Source organism: Pseudomonas sp. 20P_3.2_Bac5, assembly GCF_025466035.1.
Taxonomy (GTDB): domain Bacteria; phylum Pseudomonadota; class Gammaproteobacteria; order Pseudomonadales; family Pseudomonadaceae; genus Aquipseudomonas.
Genome location: NZ_JANLOA010000007.1, coordinates 81,985 through 105,158 on the forward strand (window position 1 = coordinate 81,985; position 23,174 = coordinate 105,158).

At 58.2% G+C, this 23,174-nt stretch carries 21 protein-coding genes; 16 read left to right on the forward strand and 5 right to left on the reverse strand.

The window, feature by feature from the left end:
• The first annotated feature begins 37 nt into the window (after positions 1-37).
• Genes NTD88_RS00860 through NTD88_RS00915 form a run of 12 tightly spaced genes read left to right on the forward strand, consistent with a single transcriptional unit; the run spans position 38 to position 13,626 of the window.
• Positions 38-1,270 carry a hypothetical protein gene (locus tag NTD88_RS00860; protein WP_143501960.1) on the forward strand — a complete coding sequence of 411 codons (1,233 nt, stop codon included), beginning with the start codon at positions 38-40 and terminating at the stop codon, positions 1,268-1,270.
• The gene (locus tag NTD88_RS00865; RefSeq protein WP_262155467.1) at positions 1,260-2,405 is read left to right on the forward strand and encodes a hypothetical protein; all 1,146 of its coding nucleotides are present in this window, start codon (positions 1,260-1,262) and stop codon (positions 2,403-2,405) included. The genes NTD88_RS00860 and NTD88_RS00865 overlap by 11 nt, the downstream gene beginning before the upstream one ends.
• 30 nt (positions 2,406-2,435) lie before the next feature.
• Entirely contained in the window at positions 2,436-3,569 is a 1,134-nt protein-coding gene (locus tag NTD88_RS00870) for an N-acetyl sugar amidotransferase (protein WP_095155518.1), read from the forward strand.
• Positions 3,566-4,180 carry an imidazole glycerol phosphate synthase subunit HisH gene (hisH, locus tag NTD88_RS00875; RefSeq protein WP_095155519.1) on the forward strand — a complete coding sequence of 205 codons (615 nt, stop codon included), beginning with the start codon at positions 3,566-3,568 and terminating at the stop codon, positions 4,178-4,180. The genes NTD88_RS00870 and hisH overlap by 4 nt, the downstream gene beginning before the upstream one ends.
• A 1-nt stretch (position 4,181) precedes the next feature.
• Positions 4,182-4,964 carry an AglZ/HisF2 family acetamidino modification protein gene (locus tag NTD88_RS00880; RefSeq protein ID WP_095155520.1) on the forward strand — a complete coding sequence of 261 codons (783 nt, stop codon included), beginning with the start codon at positions 4,182-4,184 and terminating at the stop codon, positions 4,962-4,964.
• A 33-nt stretch (positions 4,965-4,997) separates the two neighbouring features.
• The gene (locus tag NTD88_RS00885) at positions 4,998-6,032 is read left to right on the forward strand and encodes a polysaccharide biosynthesis protein (protein ID WP_095155521.1); all 1,035 of its coding nucleotides are present in this window, start codon (positions 4,998-5,000) and stop codon (positions 6,030-6,032) included.
• Positions 6,033-6,035: 3 nt separating this feature from the next.
• Entirely contained in the window at positions 6,036-7,142 is a 1,107-nt protein-coding gene (wbjC, locus tag NTD88_RS00890) for a UDP-2-acetamido-2,6-beta-L-arabino-hexul-4-ose reductase (RefSeq protein WP_262155465.1), read from the forward strand.
• Positions 7,143-7,170: 28 nt separating this feature from the next.
• A complete protein-coding gene (wecB, locus tag NTD88_RS00895; protein WP_095155523.1) occupies positions 7,171-8,301 on the forward strand; it encodes a non-hydrolyzing UDP-N-acetylglucosamine 2-epimerase in 1,131 nt (376 codons plus the stop codon).
• 14 nt (positions 8,302-8,315) lie between these two features.
• Positions 8,316-9,569 (forward strand): glycosyltransferase family 4 protein, encoded by a 1,254-nt coding sequence (locus NTD88_RS00900; protein ID WP_095155524.1) that lies wholly within the window; start codon positions 8,316-8,318, stop codon positions 9,567-9,569.
• Positions 9,569-10,534 carry a UDP-glucose 4-epimerase family protein gene (locus tag NTD88_RS00905; protein ID WP_095155525.1) on the forward strand — a complete coding sequence of 322 codons (966 nt, stop codon included), beginning with the start codon at positions 9,569-9,571 and terminating at the stop codon, positions 10,532-10,534. The genes NTD88_RS00900 and NTD88_RS00905 overlap by 1 nt, the downstream gene beginning before the upstream one ends.
• Positions 10,531-11,541, forward strand: a complete 1,011-nt coding sequence (locus NTD88_RS00910) for an MraY family glycosyltransferase (protein WP_262155464.1) — start codon at positions 10,531-10,533, stop codon at positions 11,539-11,541. Before NTD88_RS00905 ends, NTD88_RS00910 begins: the two co-directional genes overlap by 4 nt.
• A 60-nt stretch (positions 11,542-11,601) precedes the next feature.
• Positions 11,602-13,626, forward strand: a complete 2,025-nt coding sequence (locus tag NTD88_RS00915) for a polysaccharide biosynthesis protein (protein WP_256587720.1) — start codon at positions 11,602-11,604, stop codon at positions 13,624-13,626.
• A 351-nt stretch (positions 13,627-13,977) separates the two neighbouring features.
• Here the strand turns inward: NTD88_RS00915 and NTD88_RS00920 are convergent, their stop codons facing one another.
• Both NTD88_RS00920 and NTD88_RS00925 read right to left on the reverse strand, forming a co-directional pair.
• On the reverse strand, positions 13,978-15,024 hold the full coding sequence (locus tag NTD88_RS00920; protein WP_262155463.1) for an acyltransferase family protein: 1,047 nt from the start codon (positions 15,022-15,024) through the stop codon (positions 13,978-13,980).
• A gap of 37 nt (positions 15,025-15,061) precedes the next feature.
• Entirely contained in the window at positions 15,062-15,814 is a 753-nt protein-coding gene (locus NTD88_RS00925) for a metallophosphoesterase (protein WP_262155462.1), read from the reverse strand.
• A 217-nt stretch (positions 15,815-16,031) separates the two neighbouring features.
• Between NTD88_RS00925 and NTD88_RS00930 the strand changes: the two genes are divergently transcribed.
• Positions 16,032-16,361: a ComEA family DNA-binding protein gene (locus NTD88_RS00930; RefSeq protein ID WP_262155461.1), complete on the forward strand. Its 330-nt coding sequence runs from the start codon at positions 16,032-16,034 to the stop codon at positions 16,359-16,361.
• A gap of 48 nt (positions 16,362-16,409) precedes the next feature.
• On the opposite strand, the gene NTD88_RS00935 is transcribed toward NTD88_RS00930, so the two are convergent.
• Positions 16,410-16,577: a DUF2897 family protein gene (locus NTD88_RS00935; RefSeq protein ID WP_095155531.1), complete on the reverse strand. Its 168-nt coding sequence runs from the start codon at positions 16,575-16,577 to the stop codon at positions 16,410-16,412.
• 178 nt (positions 16,578-16,755) lie between these two features.
• On the opposite strand from NTD88_RS00935, the gene pyrF reads away from it, so the two are divergent.
• Positions 16,756-17,457: an orotidine-5'-phosphate decarboxylase gene (gene pyrF / locus NTD88_RS00940; RefSeq protein WP_175653702.1), complete on the forward strand. Its 702-nt coding sequence runs from the start codon at positions 16,756-16,758 to the stop codon at positions 17,455-17,457.
• A 47-nt stretch (positions 17,458-17,504) separates the two neighbouring features.
• Here the strand turns inward: pyrF and NTD88_RS00945 are convergent, their stop codons facing one another.
• The gene (locus NTD88_RS00945) at positions 17,505-18,509 is read right to left on the reverse strand and encodes an NADP-dependent oxidoreductase (RefSeq protein WP_262155460.1); all 1,005 of its coding nucleotides are present in this window, start codon (positions 18,507-18,509) and stop codon (positions 17,505-17,507) included.
• A 229-nt stretch (positions 18,510-18,738) separates the two neighbouring features.
• Here NTD88_RS00945 and NTD88_RS00950 point away from each other — a divergent pair, with 229 nt between their 5' ends.
• Positions 18,739-19,500, forward strand: a complete 762-nt coding sequence (locus tag NTD88_RS00950) for an SDR family oxidoreductase (RefSeq protein WP_095155534.1) — start codon at positions 18,739-18,741, stop codon at positions 19,498-19,500.
• Here NTD88_RS00950 and NTD88_RS00955 read toward each other — a convergent pair.
• Positions 19,493-20,779 (reverse strand): MFS transporter, encoded by a 1,287-nt coding sequence (locus NTD88_RS00955; RefSeq protein ID WP_262155459.1) that lies wholly within the window; start codon positions 20,777-20,779, stop codon positions 19,493-19,495. The genes NTD88_RS00950 and NTD88_RS00955 overlap by 8 nt on opposite strands.
• Here NTD88_RS00955 and NTD88_RS00960 point away from each other — a divergent pair.
• A complete protein-coding gene (locus NTD88_RS00960; protein ID WP_262155458.1) occupies positions 20,778-22,190 on the forward strand; it encodes a PLP-dependent aminotransferase family protein in 1,413 nt (470 codons plus the stop codon). The genes NTD88_RS00955 and NTD88_RS00960 overlap by 2 nt on opposite strands.
• Positions 22,191-23,174 lie beyond the last annotated feature (984 nt).

Here is a 23,174-nt window from a genome sequence, read left to right on the forward strand (position 1 = left end):
AGGCGCGTGGCGTATGTTGTTTCTGATTGTAATGTTCATGCTGACGGTCTTCCTTTTGTTTCGGAACAAGGAACTGCTGTGTCCCTCCAATGTGGTGTTTGGTAGCTACTTTCTTTATTTCATTTTTCCCAGCACCCTTTTTTATATTCTCGAATGGGTTGATTGGGTATATGTATTGCCGTGGGGGAAGACCAATGATTGGTCGAAGCTCTCAGATGAGGCAATTCTGTCCTATGCCTATGTATTCACCTTGTTCTTCCTGTTTACCCGTCTCTTTGAAGTGCTGCTGGCACGAACGTCCGCTTCCACGGTGCTGGAGCAGTATCGGGTCAATACCTTCATGCTCTTCGTGTTCACGAGTCTGGTATTGGTCGGTGGGCTTTACTTCTTCCAAGTGACAGGCGGTATCGAAGCCTGGTTCGGCAACTATAGCGATACCTACTTGGAGAACAAGAAAGGCTATGGTCTGCTGAACTTCCTGCTTATCATGAGTTCAAACTTCCTGGCCTTTGCCTTGGGGTTTTACTGGAAAACCGCGCGTAGCAAAAGCTACTTTCTGGTCTTGTTCGTGCTTGTTGCACTTGTCTTCTGCGCTTACATCCAAGGGGTGAAGAGCCGGATCTTCTACTTCACGATTTTCTTCAGCATTCCTTGGCTCACGGTAGCCCGTCTGACCTTGCTGAAGGGGGCAGTCATTTTTGTCTTCTTCACCTTGGCTTTCAGCTTTGCGATGTATTTCCGCTCTAATGGTTTCTACAGTACGCCGGAAATGCTTCTCGAATATTTCCTCAGCTATTTCAATACCATTTTCCTGCATGACATGATTCTTCGGGATATGCAGCCTGACTTTCTTCTGACCATGGGTTACCCGATGAACAAGTGGCTGACGTTCGTCGGCATACCTTCGGAAGACTACATGCATGACATCAGTCGCTGGCTGACGTCCATCTATTTCCCCAAGCAGTGGTTCCAAGGATCCGCCACCCAGCAGTGGCCGATCGAAACCGAGCTTTATTTGAACTATGGGAATTATATATTCTGGGCCGTTCCGGTCTTCATGTATTCGCTGTACATCTGTACTTTGTACTCGCTGCGCTATCGTCTGGGTCCCGTGTTTCTTTTTATCTTTACCTGCGAACTGTTGTTCTTCCTCAGTGTTTTCCGCGGCAGCATGCTGCAATGGATCGCCCTGTTCAATATCATATTCTACCTGATGCTCTGGGGTGGAAGTCGTCTGCTTTTTGTCAAAGAGAATGTTGATGTTCGCTGATAAAACCTCATCACTGGCTCGAGTCATCTACGAATCGTATGTAAATGAGGTTTGCCTCGATCAAGCCTTGAAACAAAAGTTTCTCGGCGACGAGAAGGTGGCGGATGCGTTGCCTCAGTACAAAATCATGCCGCTATTCTCTTTGTGGAAGCGTTATGGGAACACGATTCTTCTGGTTTTGTGGGCAATACGCATAGCGTTGTTGCCGCTCTTGGCCGTTGCCGCACTATGCAATCTTTTTTTGGCAGTCCGGGCTCTGTTCTCATCGAAGAGCAAGGCGGTGGCTGATCTGCCTGAGTTGATCTGCTTGCCCAATTCCAGTCACGTGAAATTGTTCAACTATCTTTTCGATGACTTCGCCCAGCGAATCAGCTTTCGCTGCAAGCGCCCCTGGTCGATGCTGCCGTATCTGTCGGCGTTGGATTATGTTCGCGCAGTTTTCATTGTATGGCGTGTACTGGCAACCATTTTGCTTCACCGTGCCCATCGAGGTGTTCGTCGTCGTGATTTGATATTTCATGCGGTGGATATACTGCCCTTGACCTGGTTTTCCTTGTTCGTCGCAAACATGTCGCGAGCAGAGAAAGCACTCATTACCGACTGCAACTTGCAGCGTTGGGATTATATTGCTACGCATCTGAGTCGCCGATGCTCGATCATTCAACATGCGTATATTCATGGTGATCTTGAGTTCACCTACTCATTCGGTGCGGTGGATTGTCTTTACGTATTCGATCAGGAGTTTGAAGCAGTATTTTCCCGGTATTACGAGTTTCGTCGCTCAGCGATCATTCGTCCCAAATTCAATCTTCAGTCGGTGGGCGAAGGACGGCCGGTGCTTTTCCTCGCATCTTCCGCACCTTATGTTCAGTTTGAGATTGATTTTCTTCAGCGCGTCAAGAATAATCTGGACTTTTTCATCGTGGTCAAGCTTCACCCTAGGCATGTCTACGAGGCATCCGCCACGCAGTTGACGGGCTTGGCCGACAAGGTGCTCGACGCGGCGTGCTTCCCGGAATGCGCGTACATGGTTTCTTATGACTCATTCCTCGGGTATGAGTACAAGGCGCTGGGAAAGAAGGTTGTTTTTCTTAAGGATGAGGACTCCGTAGAGCAATTTATGGAGTGTCCTTAGATCCAGTATTTGAGGTTTCAACGAGGCTCTATGGAATACCAAATTTGCAAGACCTGCATAATGGACACGTCGGATCCCAATATTCGCTTCGATGTCAATGGTAGCTGTGAGTATTGTGCGAACTTCAGCAGCAACATCCAGCCGAACTGGCATACCGATGCCCGCGGCGAAGCGGAGTTGGCGAAGATCGCCGAACGCATCAAGGCTGACGGCAAGGGTCGCGATTTCGATTGCATCATTGGTCTGAGCGGTGGTCTGGACAGCTCCTACTTGGCCTATGTAGCCAAGGAAAAAATGGGGCTGCGGCCTTTGCTTTTCCATGTTGATGCTGGCTGGAACACCGATCAGGCGGTAGGCAACATCGAGAAGCTGGTGGATGGCCTGGGCCTTGATCTCTACACCGAGGTGATTAACTGGGAAGAGATGAAGAGCTTGCAGGTCGCTTTCCTCAAAGCTCAGGTTCCGGATCAGGACATTCCACAGGACACCGCTTTCTTCTCGGGGCTCTACAAGTTTGCCAAGGCACACAAGATCAAGTACGTGCTGACCGGTGGGAACTATTCCACCGAGTGCTGTCGCGAGCCTGAAGAGTGGGGCGCTTACCCCGGTATCGACAAGACCCTCATCAATGACATCCATGATCGCTTTGGATCACGCAAGCTCAAGAGCTTTCCTGTCGTTGATGTGATGGTCTACAAACTCTATTACCGTTACGTCCTGGGTATGCAGGTGGTCAGGCCGTTGAATCTGTTGCCGTACGTCAAGCATGAAGCCGAGGAAACCCTCGGTCGCCTGTATGGCTGGAAGAAATTTCAGCACAAGCACCATGAGTCGCGTTTCACTCGTTTTTACGAGGATTACTGGATGCCTCGCAAATTCGGCTACGAGAAGCGCCGTGCTCACTTCTCCAGTTTGATCATGACCGGTCAGATGACCCGCGAAGCGGCGCTGGAGCGTATCGCCAAGCCGGAGCTTGACGAGCAATTCCTCAAGTCGGAGTTCGAATACGTCGCCAACAAGCTCGATCTGACGGTCGCTGAGTTGCAAGCCATTTTCGACGGCAAAAATCAAACGTTCCACGATTACAAGAGTAAGCGGTTTATGATCGGCATCGGTGCGCGGGTCATGAGCGCGCTGGGTCTGGAGAGAAGGCTCTTTAGATGATCACCATTATCGACTATGGCCTGGGCAACATTCAGGCCTTCGTGAACGTGTACAAGCGCCTGCATATTCCTGTGCGGGTCGCTCGTTCCGTAGAAGACCTGGCCGGTGCCGAGAAGCTCATCCTTCCCGGTGTTGGCGCGTTCGATCACGCCATGCAGCGCCTTGATAATTCCGGCATGCGGGACACGGTCGATCGTATGGTCAAGGAGGAGAAGATCCCCGTACTCGGTATCTGCGTGGGCATGCAGATGCTGGCCGACACCAGTGACGAAGGGCAGTTGGCCGGTTTGGGCTGGGTGCCTGGGCGGGTTCGTTCGTTCCGCTCGGTGAATGGGCTGGAGAACATTGCGATGCCGCACATGGGCTGGAACGATGTTATGCCGGTCAATGGAAACCCGCTGTTCAAGGGGTTTGAGGATGAAGCACGTTTTTACTTTCTTCATTCCTTCTACTTTGAATGCAAGCAGGCTGAACACGGCGCCGCGGCATCGAACTATGGCCTGGATTTCAGTTGTGCCGTAGCGGCCGAAAACGTCTTTGGCGTTCAGTTCCATCCCGAGAAGAGCCATCACTTTGGTGTGGGTCTCCTGAAAAACTTCGCGGAACTCTGAAATGCTAAGACCTCGAATTATTCCCTGCTTGCTGATTCAAGACGGCGGTCTGGTCAAGACAGTGCGTTTCAAGGACGGCAAATACGTTGGTGATCCGATCAACGCGGTGAAGATTTTCAACGAAAAAGAGGCCGACGAACTCATCGTCGTCGATATCGACGCCACAGTTAACGGCGTTGAACCGGACTACAACAGGATCGCCAACCTGGCAGCCGAATGCCGTATGCCACTTTGCTACGGTGGTGGCATCCGTACACCGGAGCAAGCAAGAAAGATCATTTCCCTTGGGGTCGAGAAAGTTGCCATCAGTGCCGCGGCGCTGGAGGACCCTTCGCTGGTGACGCGGATCGCCGACGAAATCGGCCGGCAGTCGGTCGTCGTCGTGCTGGACCACAAACCACGGATGCTCAGTAAGCAGCACGATGTCTGGACCCATAATGGCACTCGCAATACCAAGCGCAACGTTCTGGACGTTGCGAGGGAGATGGAGACTGCCGGTGCCGGCGAGATCGTCATCAACTCGATCGACAACGACGGTCGCATGAAGGGCTACGACGTTGCCCTGGCTACCCGGCTGCGTGAGGCAGTAAGCATCCCTGTTACAATTCTCGGCGGCGGTGGTTCGCTCGATGACATGGCCAAGGTTGTTGCCGCTTGTGGTGTCGTGGGCGTTGCTGCGGGTAGTTTTTTCGTGTTCAAAGGACCTTATCGGGCCGTACTGATCAGTTATCCCACGGCCCAGCAGAAGGACGAGTTGGTGTTCTCGGCCTTGCACTCCCGGTAGTCGGGACCGTCTGCATCATATTCAGGATTATTTATGTTTAGCGGAAAGAAACTTCTCATCTCCGGCGGTACTGGCTCCTTCGGCAATGCCGTGCTAAAACGCTTCCTCGATACGGATATCGCTGAAATCCGCGTGTTCAGCCGTGATGAGAAGAAGCAGGACGACATGCGCAAGCGCTACGCGAGTAGCAAGCTGAAGTTCTATATCGGTGATGTGCGTGACTACCAGAGTGTGCTCAACGCGACACGAGGTGTGGACTATATCTTCCATGCTGCGGCGTTGAAGCAAGTACCGTCTTGCGAATTCCATCCCATGGAAGCGGTCAAGACCAACGTTATCGGTACTGAAAACCTTCTGGAAGCAGCCATTCAGAACGGAGTTCGTAGGGTGGTTTGCCTTAGTACCGACAAGGCGGTGTACCCGATCAACGCCATGGGCATCTCCAAAGCCATGATGGAGAAGGTCATGGTTGCCAAGTCGCGCAACCTTGACGAAACCAAAACCGTTATCTGCGGAACCCGCTACGGCAACGTCATGGCGTCCCGCGGTTCGGTTATTCCGTTGTTTGTGGACCAGATTCGTCAGGGCAAGGCGCTGTCCATTACCGATCCGAACATGACCCGCTTCATGATGACGCTGGCAGATGCCGTGGACCTCGTGCTTTATGCCTTCGAACATGGCAACAACGGTGATCTGTTCGTGCAGAAGGCTCCGGCGGCGACCGTCGAAGTATTGGCCAAGGCGCTTTCCGGGTTGATGGGGAAGCCGGAGCATCCGATCCAGATCATCGGCACCCGCCACGGCGAAAAACTATACGAAGCGCTACTGAGTCGCGAAGAGATGGCGTGCTCCGAGGATATGGGGGATTACTTCCGAGTACCTCCTGATCTGCGTGATCTGAACTACAGCAAGTTCGTAGAGCAGGGCGAGGAGAAGATCTCCCATACCGAAGATTACAACTCGCACAATACCGAGCGCCTAGATGTTGCGGGTATGCAGAAGTTGTTGTTGAAGCTTGATTTCATCAACGCGATCCAGCGTGGTGAGCACGCGACGCCGGAGGAGTGATCGATGAAGGTCCTGATTACCGGCATCAATGGGTTCATCGGCAAGAACCTGGAGAGTCATCTGCGCGAGCGCGATGATGTAGAGATCTTGCGGTGTGCGCGGGATGACCTGGATGGTCTCAGGGCTCGGGTCGCAGAAGCCGATTGCATCTTCCATCTGGCGGGCGTGAACCGTCCCGAGGATCCTGCCGAGTTTGCATCCGGCAACCGCGACTTCACTCAGGTCCTGTGTGAGGCTTTGCTTGCCGGCGGAAAGCGGATTCCGGTTGTCTACAGCTCTTCTATCCAGGCAGATCGCGACAATGCCTATGGCAATAGCAAGCGCGAGGCCGAAGAGTCCTTGCGCGCGCTCGCCGGCCAACAGGTCATCGACTTGCATATTCTTCGCCTGCCGAACGTGTTCGGCAAATGGGCGCGAGCGAATTACAACTCGGCAGTCGCGACCTTCTGCCACAACATCGCTCGTGACCTGCCGATTCAGATCCATGACGAGCAGGCGCCTTTGCAACTGGTCTACATCGACGATGTAGTCAGCCATTGCATCTCCATTCTCGATGGCACAATCACCGATCCCGCGGTTCAGGTCGAGCCGGTCTACAGCACTACCGTCGGTGCAGTGGCTGACCTGCTGCGGGCATTTCGCGACAGCCGTCAGAGCCTGGTCAGTGAGCGGGTGGGTACAGGCTTGGTGCGAGCCTTGTACTCGACCTATCTCAGCTACCTGCCTCCGGACTCCTTCACCTATGAGGTGCCTGGCTATAGCGATCCGCGCGGCACATTCGTGGAAATGCTGAAAACCCCGGATGCTGGGCAGTTCTCGTATTTCACTGCACATCCGGGCGTCACTCGGGGTGGTCACTACCATCACTCGAAAACCGAGAAGTTCCTGGTCATCAAGGGGCACGCCAATTTCCGCTTCCGCCACATCCTTTCCGGCGAGTTCTATGAATTGCAGACCTCGGGCGAGAAGCCGGTCATCGTCGAGACGGTGCCAGGTTGGACCCATGACATCACGAACGTCGGTGAAGACGAGATGATCGTGATGCTTTGGGCTAACGAAATTTTTGACCGTGAACGACCGGACACCTACGCGCTGCCTGTGTGCCCGTAAGTCTGCCGGATTCAGAAGAGAGACTTGTATGAAAAAGCTGAAGGTCGTTACCGTCGTAGGGACTCGTCCCGAAATCATTCGCTTGTCCCGCGTGATGAGCGCGCTCGATGAGCATTGCGATCATGTGTTGGTGCACACCGGACAGAACTACGATTACGAACTGAACGAGATCTTCTTCAAGGATCTGGGTATTCGCAAACCGGACCATTTTCTCAGCGCCGCTGGTGCCAGCGGTGCAGAAACCATTGGCAACGTGATCATCGCGGTCGATCGTGTGCTCGCCGAAGTGCAACCTGAGGCGTTGTTGGTGCTCGGCGATACCAACAGTTGCATGGCGGTGATCCCTGCCAAGCGCCGCAAGATCCCGACCTTCCACATGGAAGCAGGTAACCGTTGCTTCGACATGCGTGTGCCGGAGGAAATCAATCGCCGGATCGTTGATCACACCGCCGATATCAATCTGACTTACAGCACCATCGCCCGTGACTACCTGTTGCGCGAAGGCCTGCCACCGGATCGCGTGATCAAGACTGGCAGCCCGATGTTCGAGGTACTGAATCACTACCGTGATGGTATCGATGCCTCGGACGTGCTGTCACGGCTCGGCCTGGAAAAGGGCCGCTTCTTTGTCGTCAGCGCTCACCGCGAAGAGAACATCGATTCGGACAAGAACTTCCTCAAGCTGGTGGACGTGCTCAACACCGTCGCCGCCCAATTCGATCTGCCGGTCATCGTATCGACGCACCCGCGTACCCAGAAACGCGTCGACGCCATGGGCGTGAACTTCCACGAGAATGTCCGTTTATTGAAGCCGCTGGGCTTCAAGGACTACAACAAGCTCCAGGTTGAGGCCAAAGCCGTTCTTTCCGACAGCGGCACGATCAGTGAGGAAGCGTCGATTCTGAACTTCCCCGCGCTCAATATCCGCGAGGCCCATGAGCGTCCTGAAGGTATGGAGGAAGCCGCCGCGATGATGGTCGGGCTGGAGGTCGACCGTGTTCTGCAAGGTTTGAGCATTCTCGACAGCCAGGCTCGAGGCGATGAGCGTAGCCTGCGCCTGGTGGCTGATTACAGTATGCCGAACGTCTCGGATAAGGTTGTCCGCATTCTTCATAGTTATACCGACTATGTGAATCGGACCGTATGGAAGCGTTACTGAACCGAGTGGTATGCATGTCTGATAAAAAGCTGAGAGTGCTTGTCGTCACGCAGTATTTTTGGCCTGAAAACATGCGGATCAATGATCTGGTCCGCGACCTGAAGGAAAAGGGCCACGAGGTTACCGTCCTCACGGGGCTGCCCAATTATCCGGAGGGTGAAGTGTTCGAAAGCTACCGCACTTCTCCCGGGAATTTTGCGGCCTATCATGGTGCCGATGTGGTCAGGGTACCGATGCTGCCGCGAGGTAAGCGCAGTATCCAACTGATGCTCAACTACGCATCGTTCTTTCTCAGTGCCTCGACGGTTGGTGCTTTCAAATTACGTGGCCGCCAGTACGACGTGCTGTTCGTTTACGCGGTATCGCCGATCATGGCGGCGATACCGGCGCTCGTCATCGGGCGTTTGAAGAAAGCACCGGTTTTTGTCTGGGTGCTGGACCTCTGGCCGGAAACGCTGCGCGCCGTTGGGGTGATACGCAACCCGCGTCTGCTGGCACTGGTAGGCAAGATGGTGTCGTGGATCTACAACCGCACCGACTACCTGCTGCTGCAGTCCCACGGTTTCCTGGACAACGTCAGGCAATATTGCACACGGCGGATCGCCGATGAGCGGTTGGTATATTTCCCCAGTTGGGCGGAAGATGATTTTTCCTCCTCAGGTTCGACGACGAGTGCTTTGATAGCGGCGGATCCCTCGGTGTTCACCGTGGTCTTCGCCGGCAACCTTGGCGAGGCTCAGGATTTCCCGGCGGTTCTCGACGCGGCGCAGGCGCTGCGTGATACCGCGGCGATTCGCTGGGTCATCGTTGGCGATGGCCGAATGAGCGCCTGGCTGGCGGAGCAGGTACAGGCGCGCCAGTTGCACAACGTGCACCTGCTTGGTCGTCACCCGCTGGAGGCGATGCCCGGCCTGTTCGCCCAGGCTGACGCGTTGCTGGTGACCCTGAAAACCAACGATGTCTTCCAGAGGACGATTCCCGGCAAGGTGCAAGCTTACTTGGCGTCCGGGCGTCCTTTGCTGGGCATGATCAACGGCGAGGCAGCTCGAGTCATCCGCGAGTCCGGCGCCGGGTTTGCCTGTGACTCCAGTGACGCCCGAGGCCTTGCCGCAATCACCAGTACCCTCGCGGATACCGCCTTGGCGCAACGTAACGCGATGGGTGAGGCCGGGCGTCAGTACTACCTCGAACATTATTCCAAGCCCAAGCTCATGGCTCGCCTGGAATCGTTATTTCGTGAAGCCACCCTACGCAAGGCAGGCAAGTGATGTCACATACCGTGTTGTTGACCGGTGCTTCCGGTTTTGTAGGTAAGGCTGTCCTTGAAGGGCTTCTGGCGCGGGACTATTCGGTGGTTGCGGCGTTACGCAGTGTGCCCGCCGATCTGGACCCTCGCGTGGCCGTCAGCCGTTTCGAGGCGCTGGACGGCTCGATGGACTGGGCGGCCGCTCTTGTCGGGGTGCGTACCGTCATTCATTCCGCTGCGCGCGTACATGTCATGAACGACACCGAAACGGACCCGCTGGCAGCGTTCCGCAAGGTCAACGTCGATGGGACCCTGAACCTGGCGCGCCAGGCCGTGCAGGCCGGTGCCAGTCGCTTCGTGTTCATCAGCTCGATCAAGGTCAACGGCGAGGGCACAGCGAAGGGGCGCCCTTATGGTGCCGACGATATGCCGGCCCCGGCCGATCCCTATGGTGTGTCGAAGATGGAAGCCGAACAGGCGCTGCGTTCGCTGGCCAAGGAGACCGGGCTCGAGGTGGTTATTGTGCGACCGGTGTTGGTTTACGGCCCCGGGGTGAAAGCCAATTTCCTGGCCATGATGCGCTGGCTGGACAAGGGCGTGCCGCTACCATTCGGCGCCATCGATAACCGTCGCAGCCTGGTAGCCCTGGGCAATCTGGCGGATCTCGTGGTCACTTGCGTCGCCCACCCGGCGGCGGCCAACCAGACCTTCCTCGTCAGCGATGGCGAAGATTTGTCCACTAGCGGCTTGCTGCGCCGCATGGCCCGGGCCTTGGACAAGCCGGCGAGGCTGTTGCCGGTTCCCAGCAGCCTGCTGGAACTGGGCGCAGGACTGCTGGGCAAGCGCTCCTTGTCGCAGCGGTTGTGTGGCTCCTTGCAAGTCGATATTGAAAAAACGCGTTCTTTGCTGGGCTGGAATCCACCGATCAGCGTTGACGACGCGCTTCGGCTGGCGGCCCGGGACTATCAGGAAAAAACAAGAAAATGACTCAAGCCTGGCTGATTCCATTGGTAGGGGGGCTGTCCCTGATATTGACCGCCGTGCTTCGGCGCTACGCGCTGGCCAGGAGCATCATGGATATCCCCAATGCGCGCAGCTCCCATGCGGTGCCAACACCGCGAGGTGGTGGCGTGGCAATCGTGCTCGCCTTTCTCCTCGCTCTGGCATTACTGGTTACGGACGGTGGCCCCGGGCTGCACGGGATCATTGCCTTGGGGGGCGCGGGAGCCTTGATCGCGATCATCGGCTTCATGGACGATCACGGTCATATCGCTGCGCGCTGGCGTCTCCTGGGGCATTTCCTCGCCGCTGCATGGGCGCTGTTCTGGCTGGGCGGACTGCCTGCGTTGGAGGTCTTTGGCGCGACGCTGGATCTTGGCTGGCTCGGCGCGATTATCGCGGCGTTCTATCTGGTCTGGCTGCTTAATCTCTACAATTTCATGGACGGCATCGACGGAATTGCCAGCGTCGAGGCGATCTGCGCCTGTCTTGGGGCCTGCCTGTTGTACTGGCTCGGAGGGTTTGAGCAACTGTTGATGCTGCCGCTTTTGCTGGCGATGGCCGTCGCTGGTTTCCTTTACTGGAACTTCCCGCCAGCACGCATTTTCATGGGCGATGCAGGTAGTGGTTTTCTTGGTATCGCCCTGGGCGTGCTGTCATTGCAAGCTGCCTGGGTATCCTCGCAATTGTTCTGGTGTTGGCTGATTCTGCTTGGGGTGTTCATCGTTGATGCCACCTATACCCTGATTCGCCGTCTGTCCAGGGGCGATAAAGTCTATGAGGCTCATCGCAGCCATGCCTACCAGTTCGCGTCGCGCCTTTACGGCAAGCATTTGCCTGTGACCGTCGCGGTTGGCGCGCTCAACCTGTTCTGGTTGTTACCCGTTGCCTTGTGCGTCATGCTGCTGGGTCTGGACGGGGTGCTGGGTGTGATCATCGCTTATGTACCGCTGGTCATACTGGCCGTGCGTTACCGTGCCGGTGCGCTTGAATAACCTGGATTGATTCTCTGGCGGGCATGCGCAGAGGCACGTGTTTTCAGGTACGGATTCACTATGGGAGCAGTAAAGGTGTTTGAAGGGGTTATGGATAGATTGCGGGCGGTGCTGCTTGGGCTGCCCCGCCGTCAAAAGCGCCTGTTGCAGGTATTGGCCGATGTCGTATTGGTCTGGGCTGCGTTATGGCTGGCGTTCGTCGTGCGCCTGGGCATCGACGATATGGCGAACCCCATCCGCGACCACCTCTGGCTCTTTATCAGCGCGCAGATAATCGCTATTCCCCTCTTCATTCGCTTTGGTATGTACCGGGCGGTAATGCGCTATTTTGGCAACGATGCACTCATCGCCATCATCAAGGCGGTCAGTCTCTCAGCCCTGATCCTGGGTGTGGCGGTTTACTGGTACAGCAACCACCAGAATGTCGTACCCCGTTCGATCATCTTCAACTACTGGTGGTTGAGCCTGATTCTGGTGGGTGGCTTGCGTCTGGCCATGCGCCAGTATTTCCTCGGCGACTGGTTCACCGCTGCGCAACATGTGCCGTTCACCAATCGGGACGATGGATTGCCCAAGGTCGCGATCTATGGTGCCGGTTCCGCCGGTAATCAACTGGTTGCCGCTCTGCGTCTGGGCAAGATGATGCGCCCGGTCGCCTTCATCGATGATGACAGCAGCATCGCCGATCGTGTTATTTCCGGCTTGCAGGTGTACAAGCCCCGTCATTTGCAAAAGATGATAGATCGAACGGGGGCGCAAGAAATACTTCTGGCCATTCCTTCGGTGACCCGTGTGCGACGCCGGGAGATTCTCGGTTTCCTTGAAGAGTTTCCCTTGCACGTTCGAAGCGTTCCCGGGTTCATGGACCTGGCCAGTGGCCGGGTCAAGGTCGACGACATTCAGGAAGTGGATATCGCCGACCTGCTTGGGCGTGACGCGGTTCCCGCGCAGGAAGACCTGCTCGAACGCTGCATATCCGATCAGTCGGTGATGGTGACGGGGGCGGGTGGCTCGATCGGTTCCGAACTGTGCCGGCAGATTCTCGGTCTGCACCCGCGGATACTGCTGTTGTTCGAACACAGCGAGTTCAATCTCTACAGCATCCTGTCCGAACTGGAACAGCGGGTCCGTCGCGAGTCGCTGCCGACCAAGATCCTGCCGATCCTTGGGTCCGTGCGCAATCAGGGACAGATGCTAGACATTATGAAGACCTGGCGCGTCGATACCGTTTATCACGCGGCGGCCTACAAGCATGTGCCCATGGTCGAGCACAACATTGCCGAAGGTGTGCTGAACAATGTCATCGGCACCCTGAATACTGCACAGGCTGCGCTGCAGGCCGGCATTGCCAACTTCGTCCTGATTTCCACTGACAAGGCGGTGCGTCCGACCAATGTCATGGGCAGCACCAAGCGTCTTGCCGAAATGACCCTGCAGGCGCTCAGCCGCGAGTTGGCGCCGGTCCTGTTCGGTGACAAGGGCAATGTGTCCCAGGTTAACAAGACCCGGTTCACCATGGTCCGTTTCGGCAATGTACTGGGGTCGTCCGGTTCGGTAATTCCGCTGTTCCACAAGCAGATCAAGTCAGGTGGGCCGCTCACCGTGACGCACCCGAACATCACCCGGTATTTCATGACCATCCCCGAAGCAGCCCAGTTGGTAATCCAGGCGGGCTCTATGGGGCAGGGCGGCGATGTCTTCGTCCTGGACATGGGCGAGCCGGTACGCATCACCGAGCTGGCGGAAAAGATGATTCACCTTTCCGGCCTTAGCGTACGCTCCGACCGCAACCCTCACGGTGATATTGCTATCGAGTTCACCGGCTTGCGTCCCGGAGAAAAGCTCTACGAAGAATTGCTGATCGGCGACAACGTTGCCGCCACCCGACACCCAATGATCATGACCGCCAACGAGGACTACCTGTCCTGGGATGTGCTCAAGGAGCGCCTGAGCGAACTGCTCAGGGCGATCGAAGTGGATGACTACAATCGGGTCAGGCAATTGCTGCGGGAAACTGTCAGCGGCTATGCGCCTGATGGAGAGATTGTCGACTGGATCTATCAGCAGCGACGTCTCGACCCGTGACAAAAAATGCCAATCGCAACGTCTGGTGCTGACTCGTTGAACCGTTGATACGAAGACAAAAAATCCGATGCATGGAAACACGCATCGGATTTTTTATGTTTCTTAAACAAACGGTTCTGTTCTAAACACCGAGCAAACTGGCCGCGATGTGTCTATCGTTTCATCGCTTTCGTGAGTTTGCAGTAGCTTGCGACAAGGCGGCGGTGCTCTTTCCTCGATAGACGCGCCACAGGCTCACTACATTCAGCACTGAATGCAGCGAGCCCGACTTTGTTGGTTCCCCCTCACGGGGGGCGCTGCCCAGCAAGTTATCCATATCGGATAGGACAAAGCCGGTTTCTTGACCCTTGATCAGCGCGAGAATTTCGCCAAGCGTAATTTCCCCTGGCGCAGCAATCCCAGAAGGTATTCCGAAACGGCCTTGTGATGCCGCTCCGTGCACCATGCGATCAGGAACGCCAAGACATTGGACAGGAACATGGAGAGCATGAAACCGAGCGTGTTGCTTCCGAGCACCTTCTGAATCCAGAAGAGCACGGTGTAGTGGGTCAGGAACAAGGTAAAGCTAAAGCCAGCCAAGGTGGCATATCGACTTTTCTTCGCCGCGCTCACGGGGCTTTGATCGGCGTTGAGCCGAGCGGCCAGTGCCACCAGCCCGGCCGAGAGAATCAGGCCTGCCACGAGGTGGTAGCTGTTCTTGGTGTAAAGGTAAATGGCGCCAGCGGCGACGAAGGCAATCAGTGCAACCCGGGTGGTGCTGGCAAAACGGGTCAGCCGGTCGAACCAGAAAGCGCCAATGGCGCCGGCGAGCCAGATGAGCTCCAGATGTCCGGCTTCGCCCTGGGAGTTGACCTTGAAGGTATATTTGGCCCCGAACCAGATACAGATCAGGCAGAGGATCCAGCGCTTGCGGAAGAACACCAGGCCGCCGAACAGGATATAGATCCACCACTCGAACATCAGGCTCCAGATCGGGCGCATGGTACCCAGAGGCACGGAGGGGATCAGCAGCAGGTTGTAGAAGAACGTCTGCAGGTTGACATAGACCAGCAGCTCCGCTTGCGGGAAGAAGCGCGCGAACAGAGTGTCGACCAGATAGACGAAGATCAACGCGGGAATCAGGGTGGTATAGATACGGGCAAAGCGGTCGACGAAATATCGACTGGCATCCGCGCCTTTGTACTTGAAGTTGGCCATCACGCTGCGGGAAATCAGGAAGCCCGAAACAAAGAAGAAGCCAACGACGGCGATTTGCTGGGGGTAGGGAACGCGCTCGGGAAAGAAGCCGCCCCAGTATCCGTAGAAAATGCCGATACCATGTCCTATCAATACGACCTGGGCCAGGCTGAATCTCAGGAAGTCGAAAAATGTAATGCACTTTTCGCTCAAGGGTCTCATTGTTTCGGGCACTCCTCACCCACGTAAAAGGGCTCTGTCAGAGGCAGAGCATGTGTTGTTGTGGACGCACGGAGAATGCTTCTCCGCTCAGCATGTCAATCAGGGTCAATTTGCCGTCCGCGAATGAACAGCCTGTATCGACATAGACCACGTTACCCAGATGCAGTATCTCGGGGACCGTCGAATGCCCGACGTACAGCTTGTCGACCCCACTGAAAGGTCGGCAGTCCTGTGTTGTGATCCGGGTTCTGGCGTAAAGCGCCTGTGTCAGGGCATGGTGCTGTTGTTGCGGCTCCGCACTGTCGAGCAGTGCTATTGCTTGCGGCCAGTCGAGACTGTGCTCCCAGCCAGGGGGCTCCGCATGGATGATCCCGGCGCAATCGCCGCTCCTCAATTGGACGGATATAGCGACCGGAAGCAATGCCAGGCGCTCGGCAATCTGCTGTTGTTCCGAACAAGGGCGTTCGTGGAACCACCGGCCGCCATTGCGTGTGTGTCGCGGTGGATCGCCTGTTCCCGCAACGCAGTCGAGCGCCATCTGCTCGTGGTTGCCTCTGACGGCATGCAGCCAAGGTTTATCCAGCCAGTCCAGCACCTGATGAGAATACGGCCCGCGATCAATCAGGTCACCAGTCATGAACAGACGGTCATCGGCTTCATCGAACTCGATCTGGCTCAGCAGCGCCTCAAGCATATCGAATTGTCCGTGAACATCGCCGACGACGAGGTCCCGCCCTCGATTATTCGCCGAGAAAGAAAGGAAAAGGGGAGGGCCGGGCTGTGGCTGCAAGGTAGGCTCGGGACGGCATGCGAAGGCTGGCCGGGCAGCTTATCAGTATCAAAGTGCCATAGAAAGCTGCTACCCATGCGTTATGACGGGCCGCTGAATAGTTTTGAAAATACTCTTTCGGCCCAGACGTTTGCCAGTGGATTTGCGCGGGTCTAAGGTTCAGCCGCAGCTACGGAAAAGCTGCCTTGGGAACTCAAGACATCAAGGAGCAACACCTATGACTCAGCACTACATCACCTCCATTCTGGCGGCTGTTGCTATGACTTTTTCGCTGGTGGCAAGCGGCACTCCCACGTCGCCCGCTGGCGCCTCTCTATCCGAAGCCATGGTCGTGGAGCTACCAGTCGCGGAAAAGTTGAATCTGAACAGCGCTGATGCTCCAACGCTACAGCGCGAACTTTCGGGCATAGGCAAGACGAAAGCGCAAGCCATCATCAACTACCGCGAGCGCAATGGTGATTTCGCCTCAGTGGACGAGTTGCTGGAGGTCGAGGGCATCGGTAAGGCGCTGGTCGACCGCAATCGCGACAAAATAACCGTCAACTAAGCCTCAGGGGCGAGTGTGACCACTCGCCCCTTTTCTCTGTGGCCAGAGTTATCGATCCTGCGCCTCCTTGGCATCCATCTCCGCATTCCTTTCATGAACCCGCTTCAACTGCTCTTCCGTCAGGGGCAACTTTTTCGCTGTGTCCCTTAGCATCATGAGGCCACCGACGATCGAGCCGATCGCCACCACCAGAATCAACCAGGCATACCAGGGCATGGCACTCTCCTTTGCACGGCGAATATGGCCGTATCTGTAATTTCGAGTAAAACTTCTCTGTGTTGGTTCAATTATAGGGGCGGGAACGCCGCGGGGAATTCGCGATCGCCGGCCCCCGTTGCGCCGCTGCATCGTTTACAATGCGCGCCGTTTTCGACTTGCCAAAGAGACCTTGCCCATGTCCGTCTGCCAGACGCCCCTGATTGTCGCCCTGGATTTCCCCACTCGTGAGGCCGCCCTGAAGCTGGCGGATCAGCTGGATCCTGCGCTGTGCCGGGTGAAGGTCGGCAAGGAGCTGTTCACCAGCAGCGCTTCCGGTATCGTCGAGACCCTGTGCAGCAAGGGCTTCGAAGTCTTCCTGGACCTGAAATTCCACGATATCCCCAACACCACGGCAATGGCAGTCAAGGCCGCGGCGGAAATGGGTGTGTGGATGGTCAACGTGCATTGCTCCGGCGGCCTGCGCATGATGTCGGCCTGCCGTGACGAGCTGGCCAAGCGCAGCGGTCCGCAGCCGTTGCTGATTGGCGTCACCGTGCTGACCAGCATGGAGCGCGAAGACCTGGCCGGCATCGGCCTGGATATCGAGCCTCAGGAGCAGGTGTTGCGTCTGGCGGCGCTGGCGGAGAAGGCAGGGATGGATGGTCTGGTCTGTTCGGCCCTGGAAGCACCGGCGCTGAAGGCCGCGCACCCGTCGCTGCAGCTGGTGACGCCGGGCATTCGTCCGGCGGGTAGCGCCCAGGATGATCAACGCCGCATCCTGACCCCGCGTCAGGCTCTGGATGCTGGCTCCGATTACCTGGTGATCGGCCGCCCGATCAGCCAGGCGGCTGATCCGGCCAAAGCGCTGGCGGCGGTGGTTGCGGAAATTCGCGGCTAAGGCCAGACCAGACAAGACGGGGCTCCCAAGGGAGCCCCGTTTTCGTTTCAGACCTTCAGCACCAGTTTGCCGAAGTTCTCACCGCTGAATAGCTTCAACAGCGTCTCGGGGAAGGTTTCCAGCCCCTCCACAATGTCTTCCTTGCTCTTGAGCTTGCCGCTTGCCAGCCATCCGGCGATTTCCTGGCCGGCCGCGCCATACTGCGCGACATGGTCCATCACCACGAAGCCTTCCATACGGGCGCGGTTGACCAGCAGCGACAGGTAGTTGGCCGGGCCTTTCACCGCCTGTTTGTTGTTGTACTGGCTGATGGCGCCGCAGATCACCACCCGGGCCTTGAAGTTCAGGCGGCTGAGAACGGCGTCGAGGATGTCGCCGCCGACGTTGTCGAAATACACGTCCACCCCTTTCGGGCACTCGCGTTTCAGGCCTTCCAGCACGTCTTCGGCCTTGTAGTCGATCACCCCGTCAAAGCCCAGTTCTTCTTTCAAGTAAGCGCATTTCTGCGCACCACCGGCGATGCCCACCACGCGGCAGCCTTTGATCCTGGCGATTTGCCCAGCGATGCTGCCCACTGCGCCGGCGGCACCGGAAATGACCACGGTCTCGCCTTCCTTGGGCGCGCCGACGTCGAGCAGGGCGAAGTACGCGGTCATGCCGGTCATGCCCAGCGCCGAGAGGTAGCGGGGCAACGGCACCAGTTTTGGATCAACCTTGTAGAAGCCCTGCGGCTCGCCGAGGAAATAGTCCTGTACGCCCAGTGCACCGTTGACGTGATCGCCGACGGCGAATTTCGGGTTACGTGAGGCGATCACTTCACCGACGCCCAGTGCGCGCATCACCTGACCGAGGCCCACCGGTGGGATGTAGGACTTGCCTTCGTTCATCCAGCCGCGCATGGCCGGATCGAGAGACAGGTAGAGGTTCTTCACCAGCACCTGGCCGTCGGCGGGTTCGCCCACCGGCACTTGCTCGTAGCTGAAGTCGTCCCGGGTCACGGCGCCTACCGGGCGTTTGGCGAGCAGGAAGCGGCGGTTGATCTGGGCAGTCATGGAAGCCTCGCAAAGGTTGGACAAAAGCTTTGTGATAGACCTTCATGGCGCGCTCGGCAAGTGCTGCCTTTGCGGCGAATACCTGACTATCGAGCAAGGTGATGAAGCATGGCGTTGATAATCACCTGTTCTCATAGTGCATCAACCGGAACCCTGATGATGCTGCCCATCCGCTCTATCGGCTGACTAGACTCACGCCACTTTCCTCACCTTGTTGCAGGAGCTTTCGATGAGTATGACGTTTTCCGGCCAGGTCGCTCTGGTCACCGGTGCCGCCGCAGGTATCGGCCGTGCCACGGCGCAGGCGTTTGCCCGGCAAGGGCTGAAGGTGGTGGTGGCCGATCTGGACGTAGCGGGTGGCGAGGCCACGGTGGCGCTGATCCGCGCAGAAGGTGGCGAGGCAATCTTCGTCGCCTGCAACGTGACCAAGGACGCCGAGGTGCAGCAGTTGTTGGCGCGGACCGTCGAAGCCTATGGTCGCCTGGACTACGCCTTCAACAACGCCGGTATCGAGATTGAGCAGGGCCGCCTGTCAGAAGGCAGCGAGGCGGAGTTCGACGCGATCATGGGCGTCAACGTCAAAGGCGTGTGGCTGTGCATGAAGTACCAGTTGCCGCTGATGCTTGCCCAGGGCGGCGGCGCGATCGTCAATACCGCTTCGGTTGCCGGCCTTGGTGCGGCGCCGAAGATGAGTATCTACAGCGCCTCCAAGCACGCGGTGATTGGCCTGACCAAGTCCGCTGCGATCGAATACGCCAAGAAGCAGATCCGGGTCAACGCCGTCTGCCCGGCGGTAATCGATACCGATATGTTCCGCCGTGCCTACGAAGCCGACCCGCGCAAGGCGGAGTTTGCCGCAGCCATGCACCCGGTTGGCCGCATCGGCAAGGTCGAGGAAATCGCCAGCGCCGTGCTCTACCTGTGCAGCGACGGCGCAGCTTTCACCACCGGCCAGGCCCTGGCGGTGGACGGTGGTGCCACGGCTATTTGACGGCCAGCATGGCCTGGACCGCGGCGTTTCTGCTGGAGCGCAGCAGGGCGCCGGCGACCACCAGGCAACCCACCAGCAACAAGGCGCCGAACAAGGTCAAGGCGGTGCCTGCGCCGAAGCGATCAGCCAACAGGCCGGTGAAGATCACCGGCAGGCTGAAACCCAGATAGGCGAGCAGGAAGAAGCCGGCGCTAGCGCGGGTTTTTTCTGTTCTCGCCAGCGCATTGACCGCCGACAGCCCGCCCAGATAGATAAACCCGTAGCAGGCACTGCTGGCCCCGATTGCTCCCAGCAACACAGCCGGCAATGTGCCGCTATGCGCGCCCCACGCCAGCAGTGCGTAGCTGCATGGCAGCACCAGCAAGCCCAGTCCGGTCGAGCGGGCTGGTGTCATGCGTCGTGCCAGTGGCTGGAACAGCAGGCCGCAACTGATGACACAGAACGTCGACATCCCCGACCAGTTGGCCAGTTGATGGCGTGCCAGGATCGACGGCATCAGAGCGATGACCAGGCCGACACAGCCCCAGGCCAGCAGGATCGCCAGGCCGTAGGGAAGGCTTCCCGTCGGGTAGAACGGCAGGCGCAGCAGCGCGGTTTGGCGACGGACGCCAGGATCCGGCAACCCCAGTACCGCCAGCAGCGCAACCAACGCCAGACCCAGATGCAGCGCAAAGCTGCCGGGTACGAGTGTGGGACCTTGTAGCAGGAACAGGCTGGTGACCGCCGCGCCGAGGCCAAAGCCCAGCGAGGTGCTGGCAGTGACCCGATTGGCTGCGGCGCGGTTGTCGCCGTTGCGCATCAATTCGCCCATGTACGCGGTGCCGGTAGCCGATGCCAGCGCAGTCCCGACGCCCAGCAGGGTGCGGGCGAAGGCCAGGGTGGTCAGGCCGGGCGCGAGCATCGTCAGCACCGTGGCCAGCATCGACAGGCAGAGCGCCGCAATGATCAGCGGCTTGTGGCCGACCCGGTCCGCCAGTCCGCCGAGCAACAGCAGTACCGGCAGGACGCCGACGACATAACCGGAAAAAGCGACCGCTGTCGCCGCCGCTCCCTGGCCGGAAAGCGCCGCGTAGGCGGTGTACAGCGGGGCCTGGAGATTGACGGCAAAGGTGACCAGGCACAGGGCGAAAGCCAGTATGGCGGACGCAGGGCGGGTAATCATGGGGGACTCCTTGTAGTGACAAGGCGATTTTCGGGTGACCGTTGGCAGGGGGAAAGGCACACCTCCGGGTCTTTTGTGATTAACTGTTCGGCCAAAATAAACAAACACCTGAACCATGAAACTGAACCTTGATCGGCAATTGACGGCCCCGCTGGTACAGCAGTTGGCGGATGGCCTGCAGGGCTGGATTGCCGCCCAGCGGCTACGTCCTGGCAGCCGTCTGCCGTCGATTCGTCATTTGGCGAAAGAGCAGGGCGTCAGCCAGTCCTGTGCTATCGAGGCCTACGACCGGTTGGTATCGCAAGGCTGGCTGGAGGCGCGTCACGGTGTCGGGTTTTTCGTCGCCGAGCGTAAGGGCCAGGCGCCTTTCGCCGAAGAACCGCACTGGGAAGAAGGCATCGACGGGCGCTGGCGGTTGTTCAGCGACGACCGTGACGCGTTGCTCAGGCTTGGCTGTGGCTGGCTGCCGGACAACTGGCGGCAAAGCGAGGAAATTGCCCTGGCAATTCGTCAGGTCAGTCGCGGTGCGGAGCAGGATCTGTTCGGCTACGGGCCGCCGTTGGGGCTCACGGCCTTGCGCCAGCAGGTGCGCAAGCGCCTCGGATTGTTGGGTATCCAGGTGCAGCCCGAGCAGATTCTCACCACCCAGGGTGCCAGCCAGGCCCTCGACCTGCTGGTGCGCACTTTGCTCAAGCCGGGCGATACCGTGCTGGTGGAAACGCCCGGCTATTACAACCTCTACAACCTGCTGCGCCTGCACGGTGTGCGCATGCTGCCGGTGCCGCGCACGGTGGACGGCCCCGATCTTGAGGTGATGGCTGATCTGCTGCGCGAGCACGCCCCGGGTTATCTGTTCATCAACAGCCTCTACCACAATCCCACCGGCACCAGCCTGAGCCCGCGCACCGCCCAGCGTTTGCTGGAACTGGCCGGCGAATTCGACGTGCGGATCATCGAGGACGATATCTATGCCGACTTTCAGGACAGCCAGGCGACCCGCCTGACCACCCTCGACAGTCAGCAGCGGGTGATTTACCTCGCGAGTTTTTCAAAGACCCAAAGCAGTTCGCTGCGGGTCGGTTACCTCGTCGCCGATGCGGGGCTGATCGCACGCCTGGCCGAGGTGAAGATGATCACCGGGATTGGCACGTCGCGGTTTGCCGAGCAGGTGCTGGCGCAACTGCTGGCCAGCGGGGTGTACCGCAAGAGCGTGCAGCGCCTGCGCGTGCGTCTGGCCCAGCATATGGCCACTGCGTTGCGCCTGCTCGAGGCCACCGGCTGGGAGGTTTTTGCCGAGCCTTACGGCGGCATGTTCGTCTGGGCCCGCTGCCCGGGTGTCGACTCCAGCGCGCTGCAACAGATCGCTCAGCGCGAAGGCGTCGTGCTCTCGCCGGGTTCGGCATTCGATCCGGAGGGCGCCGACAGTGACTGGCTGCGGATCAATGTCGCCTACACCCAGGATGTGCGTGCTCAAGCGTTTTTTCAGACGGTTGGCCAACTATCGTCGCGACGACCTTCAGTTTCCTGAAAACGACGGCTCCGTAGCTTTTTGCCATTATTCCGGCGCCGGTGTCTTGTGCTGCCACGGGCGCCGTTGCCACTCTGCACCCTTGGCGATGCGGCGAGTTTTCCAGGGGCAGAAGGGGGCAGCGAGCAATGAAATCGGGCGCAAATGGTGGTTTCGCCAACCTGGGCATGGCCCGCAAGCTGGGGCTGGGATTCACCCTGGTGCTGTTATTGACGGCGGTCGTGGCCGCGATCGGTATTGCCGCGCTGTATGGCCTCGGCCAACGCGTCGATGGGCTCAAGCAGATGACCGCGTTCAACAACGGGGTGCTGGCCCTGCGCCTGGACGAACAGCGCTTCGCCCAGCGTTCTGATCCCAAGGCCGCCGAAGCACTGCGCAAGGGCGTGGAGGCCTTGAGCGCCCAGGCCGGGCAGTTGCCGGAACTTGCCAGCAGCGATGTCGGCGCCGAGCTGAATGCCTACCGCCAGGCCTTCGACCAATTCGTCGAGTTGACCCAGGCCAAGGAGCTGGCGCTGGACATGGCCAGTTGGTCGGTGTCGAGCGTTGCCAACAACCTGGACGTGTTGCAGTCCGGGCTGGCGGACGATGGCACCTGGACGCTGAAGGACTCCCAAGGCCAGAAGGGCGCCGAGTTCGTCGAGCAGGCCGGCCAGGTCGGTCAGGTGGCGCGGCTGATGCTGCAGGCGATGGATGAGGCGCGGGTGCGCCTGGAGCAGAGCCGCAAGGGCGCCGATGATGTGCGTCAGGGGCGCATCGAGCAGGCTGACCAGGCGGCGGAACTGGCCGCGCAACTCAAGGGCAGTATCGAAGACCCCGGTTATCAGAGCGTACTCGGCGAGGTGACCACCCACATCTCCAGCTTTGGCGAGAAGCTTGGTGAATACACGGACCTGTTGGCCCGCGAGGAGCAACTACGCCAGCAATTGCAGGCGCGCGCCGAACAGGTCACGGCGCGGGTCGAGCAGATCAACGCGGCCATCGATG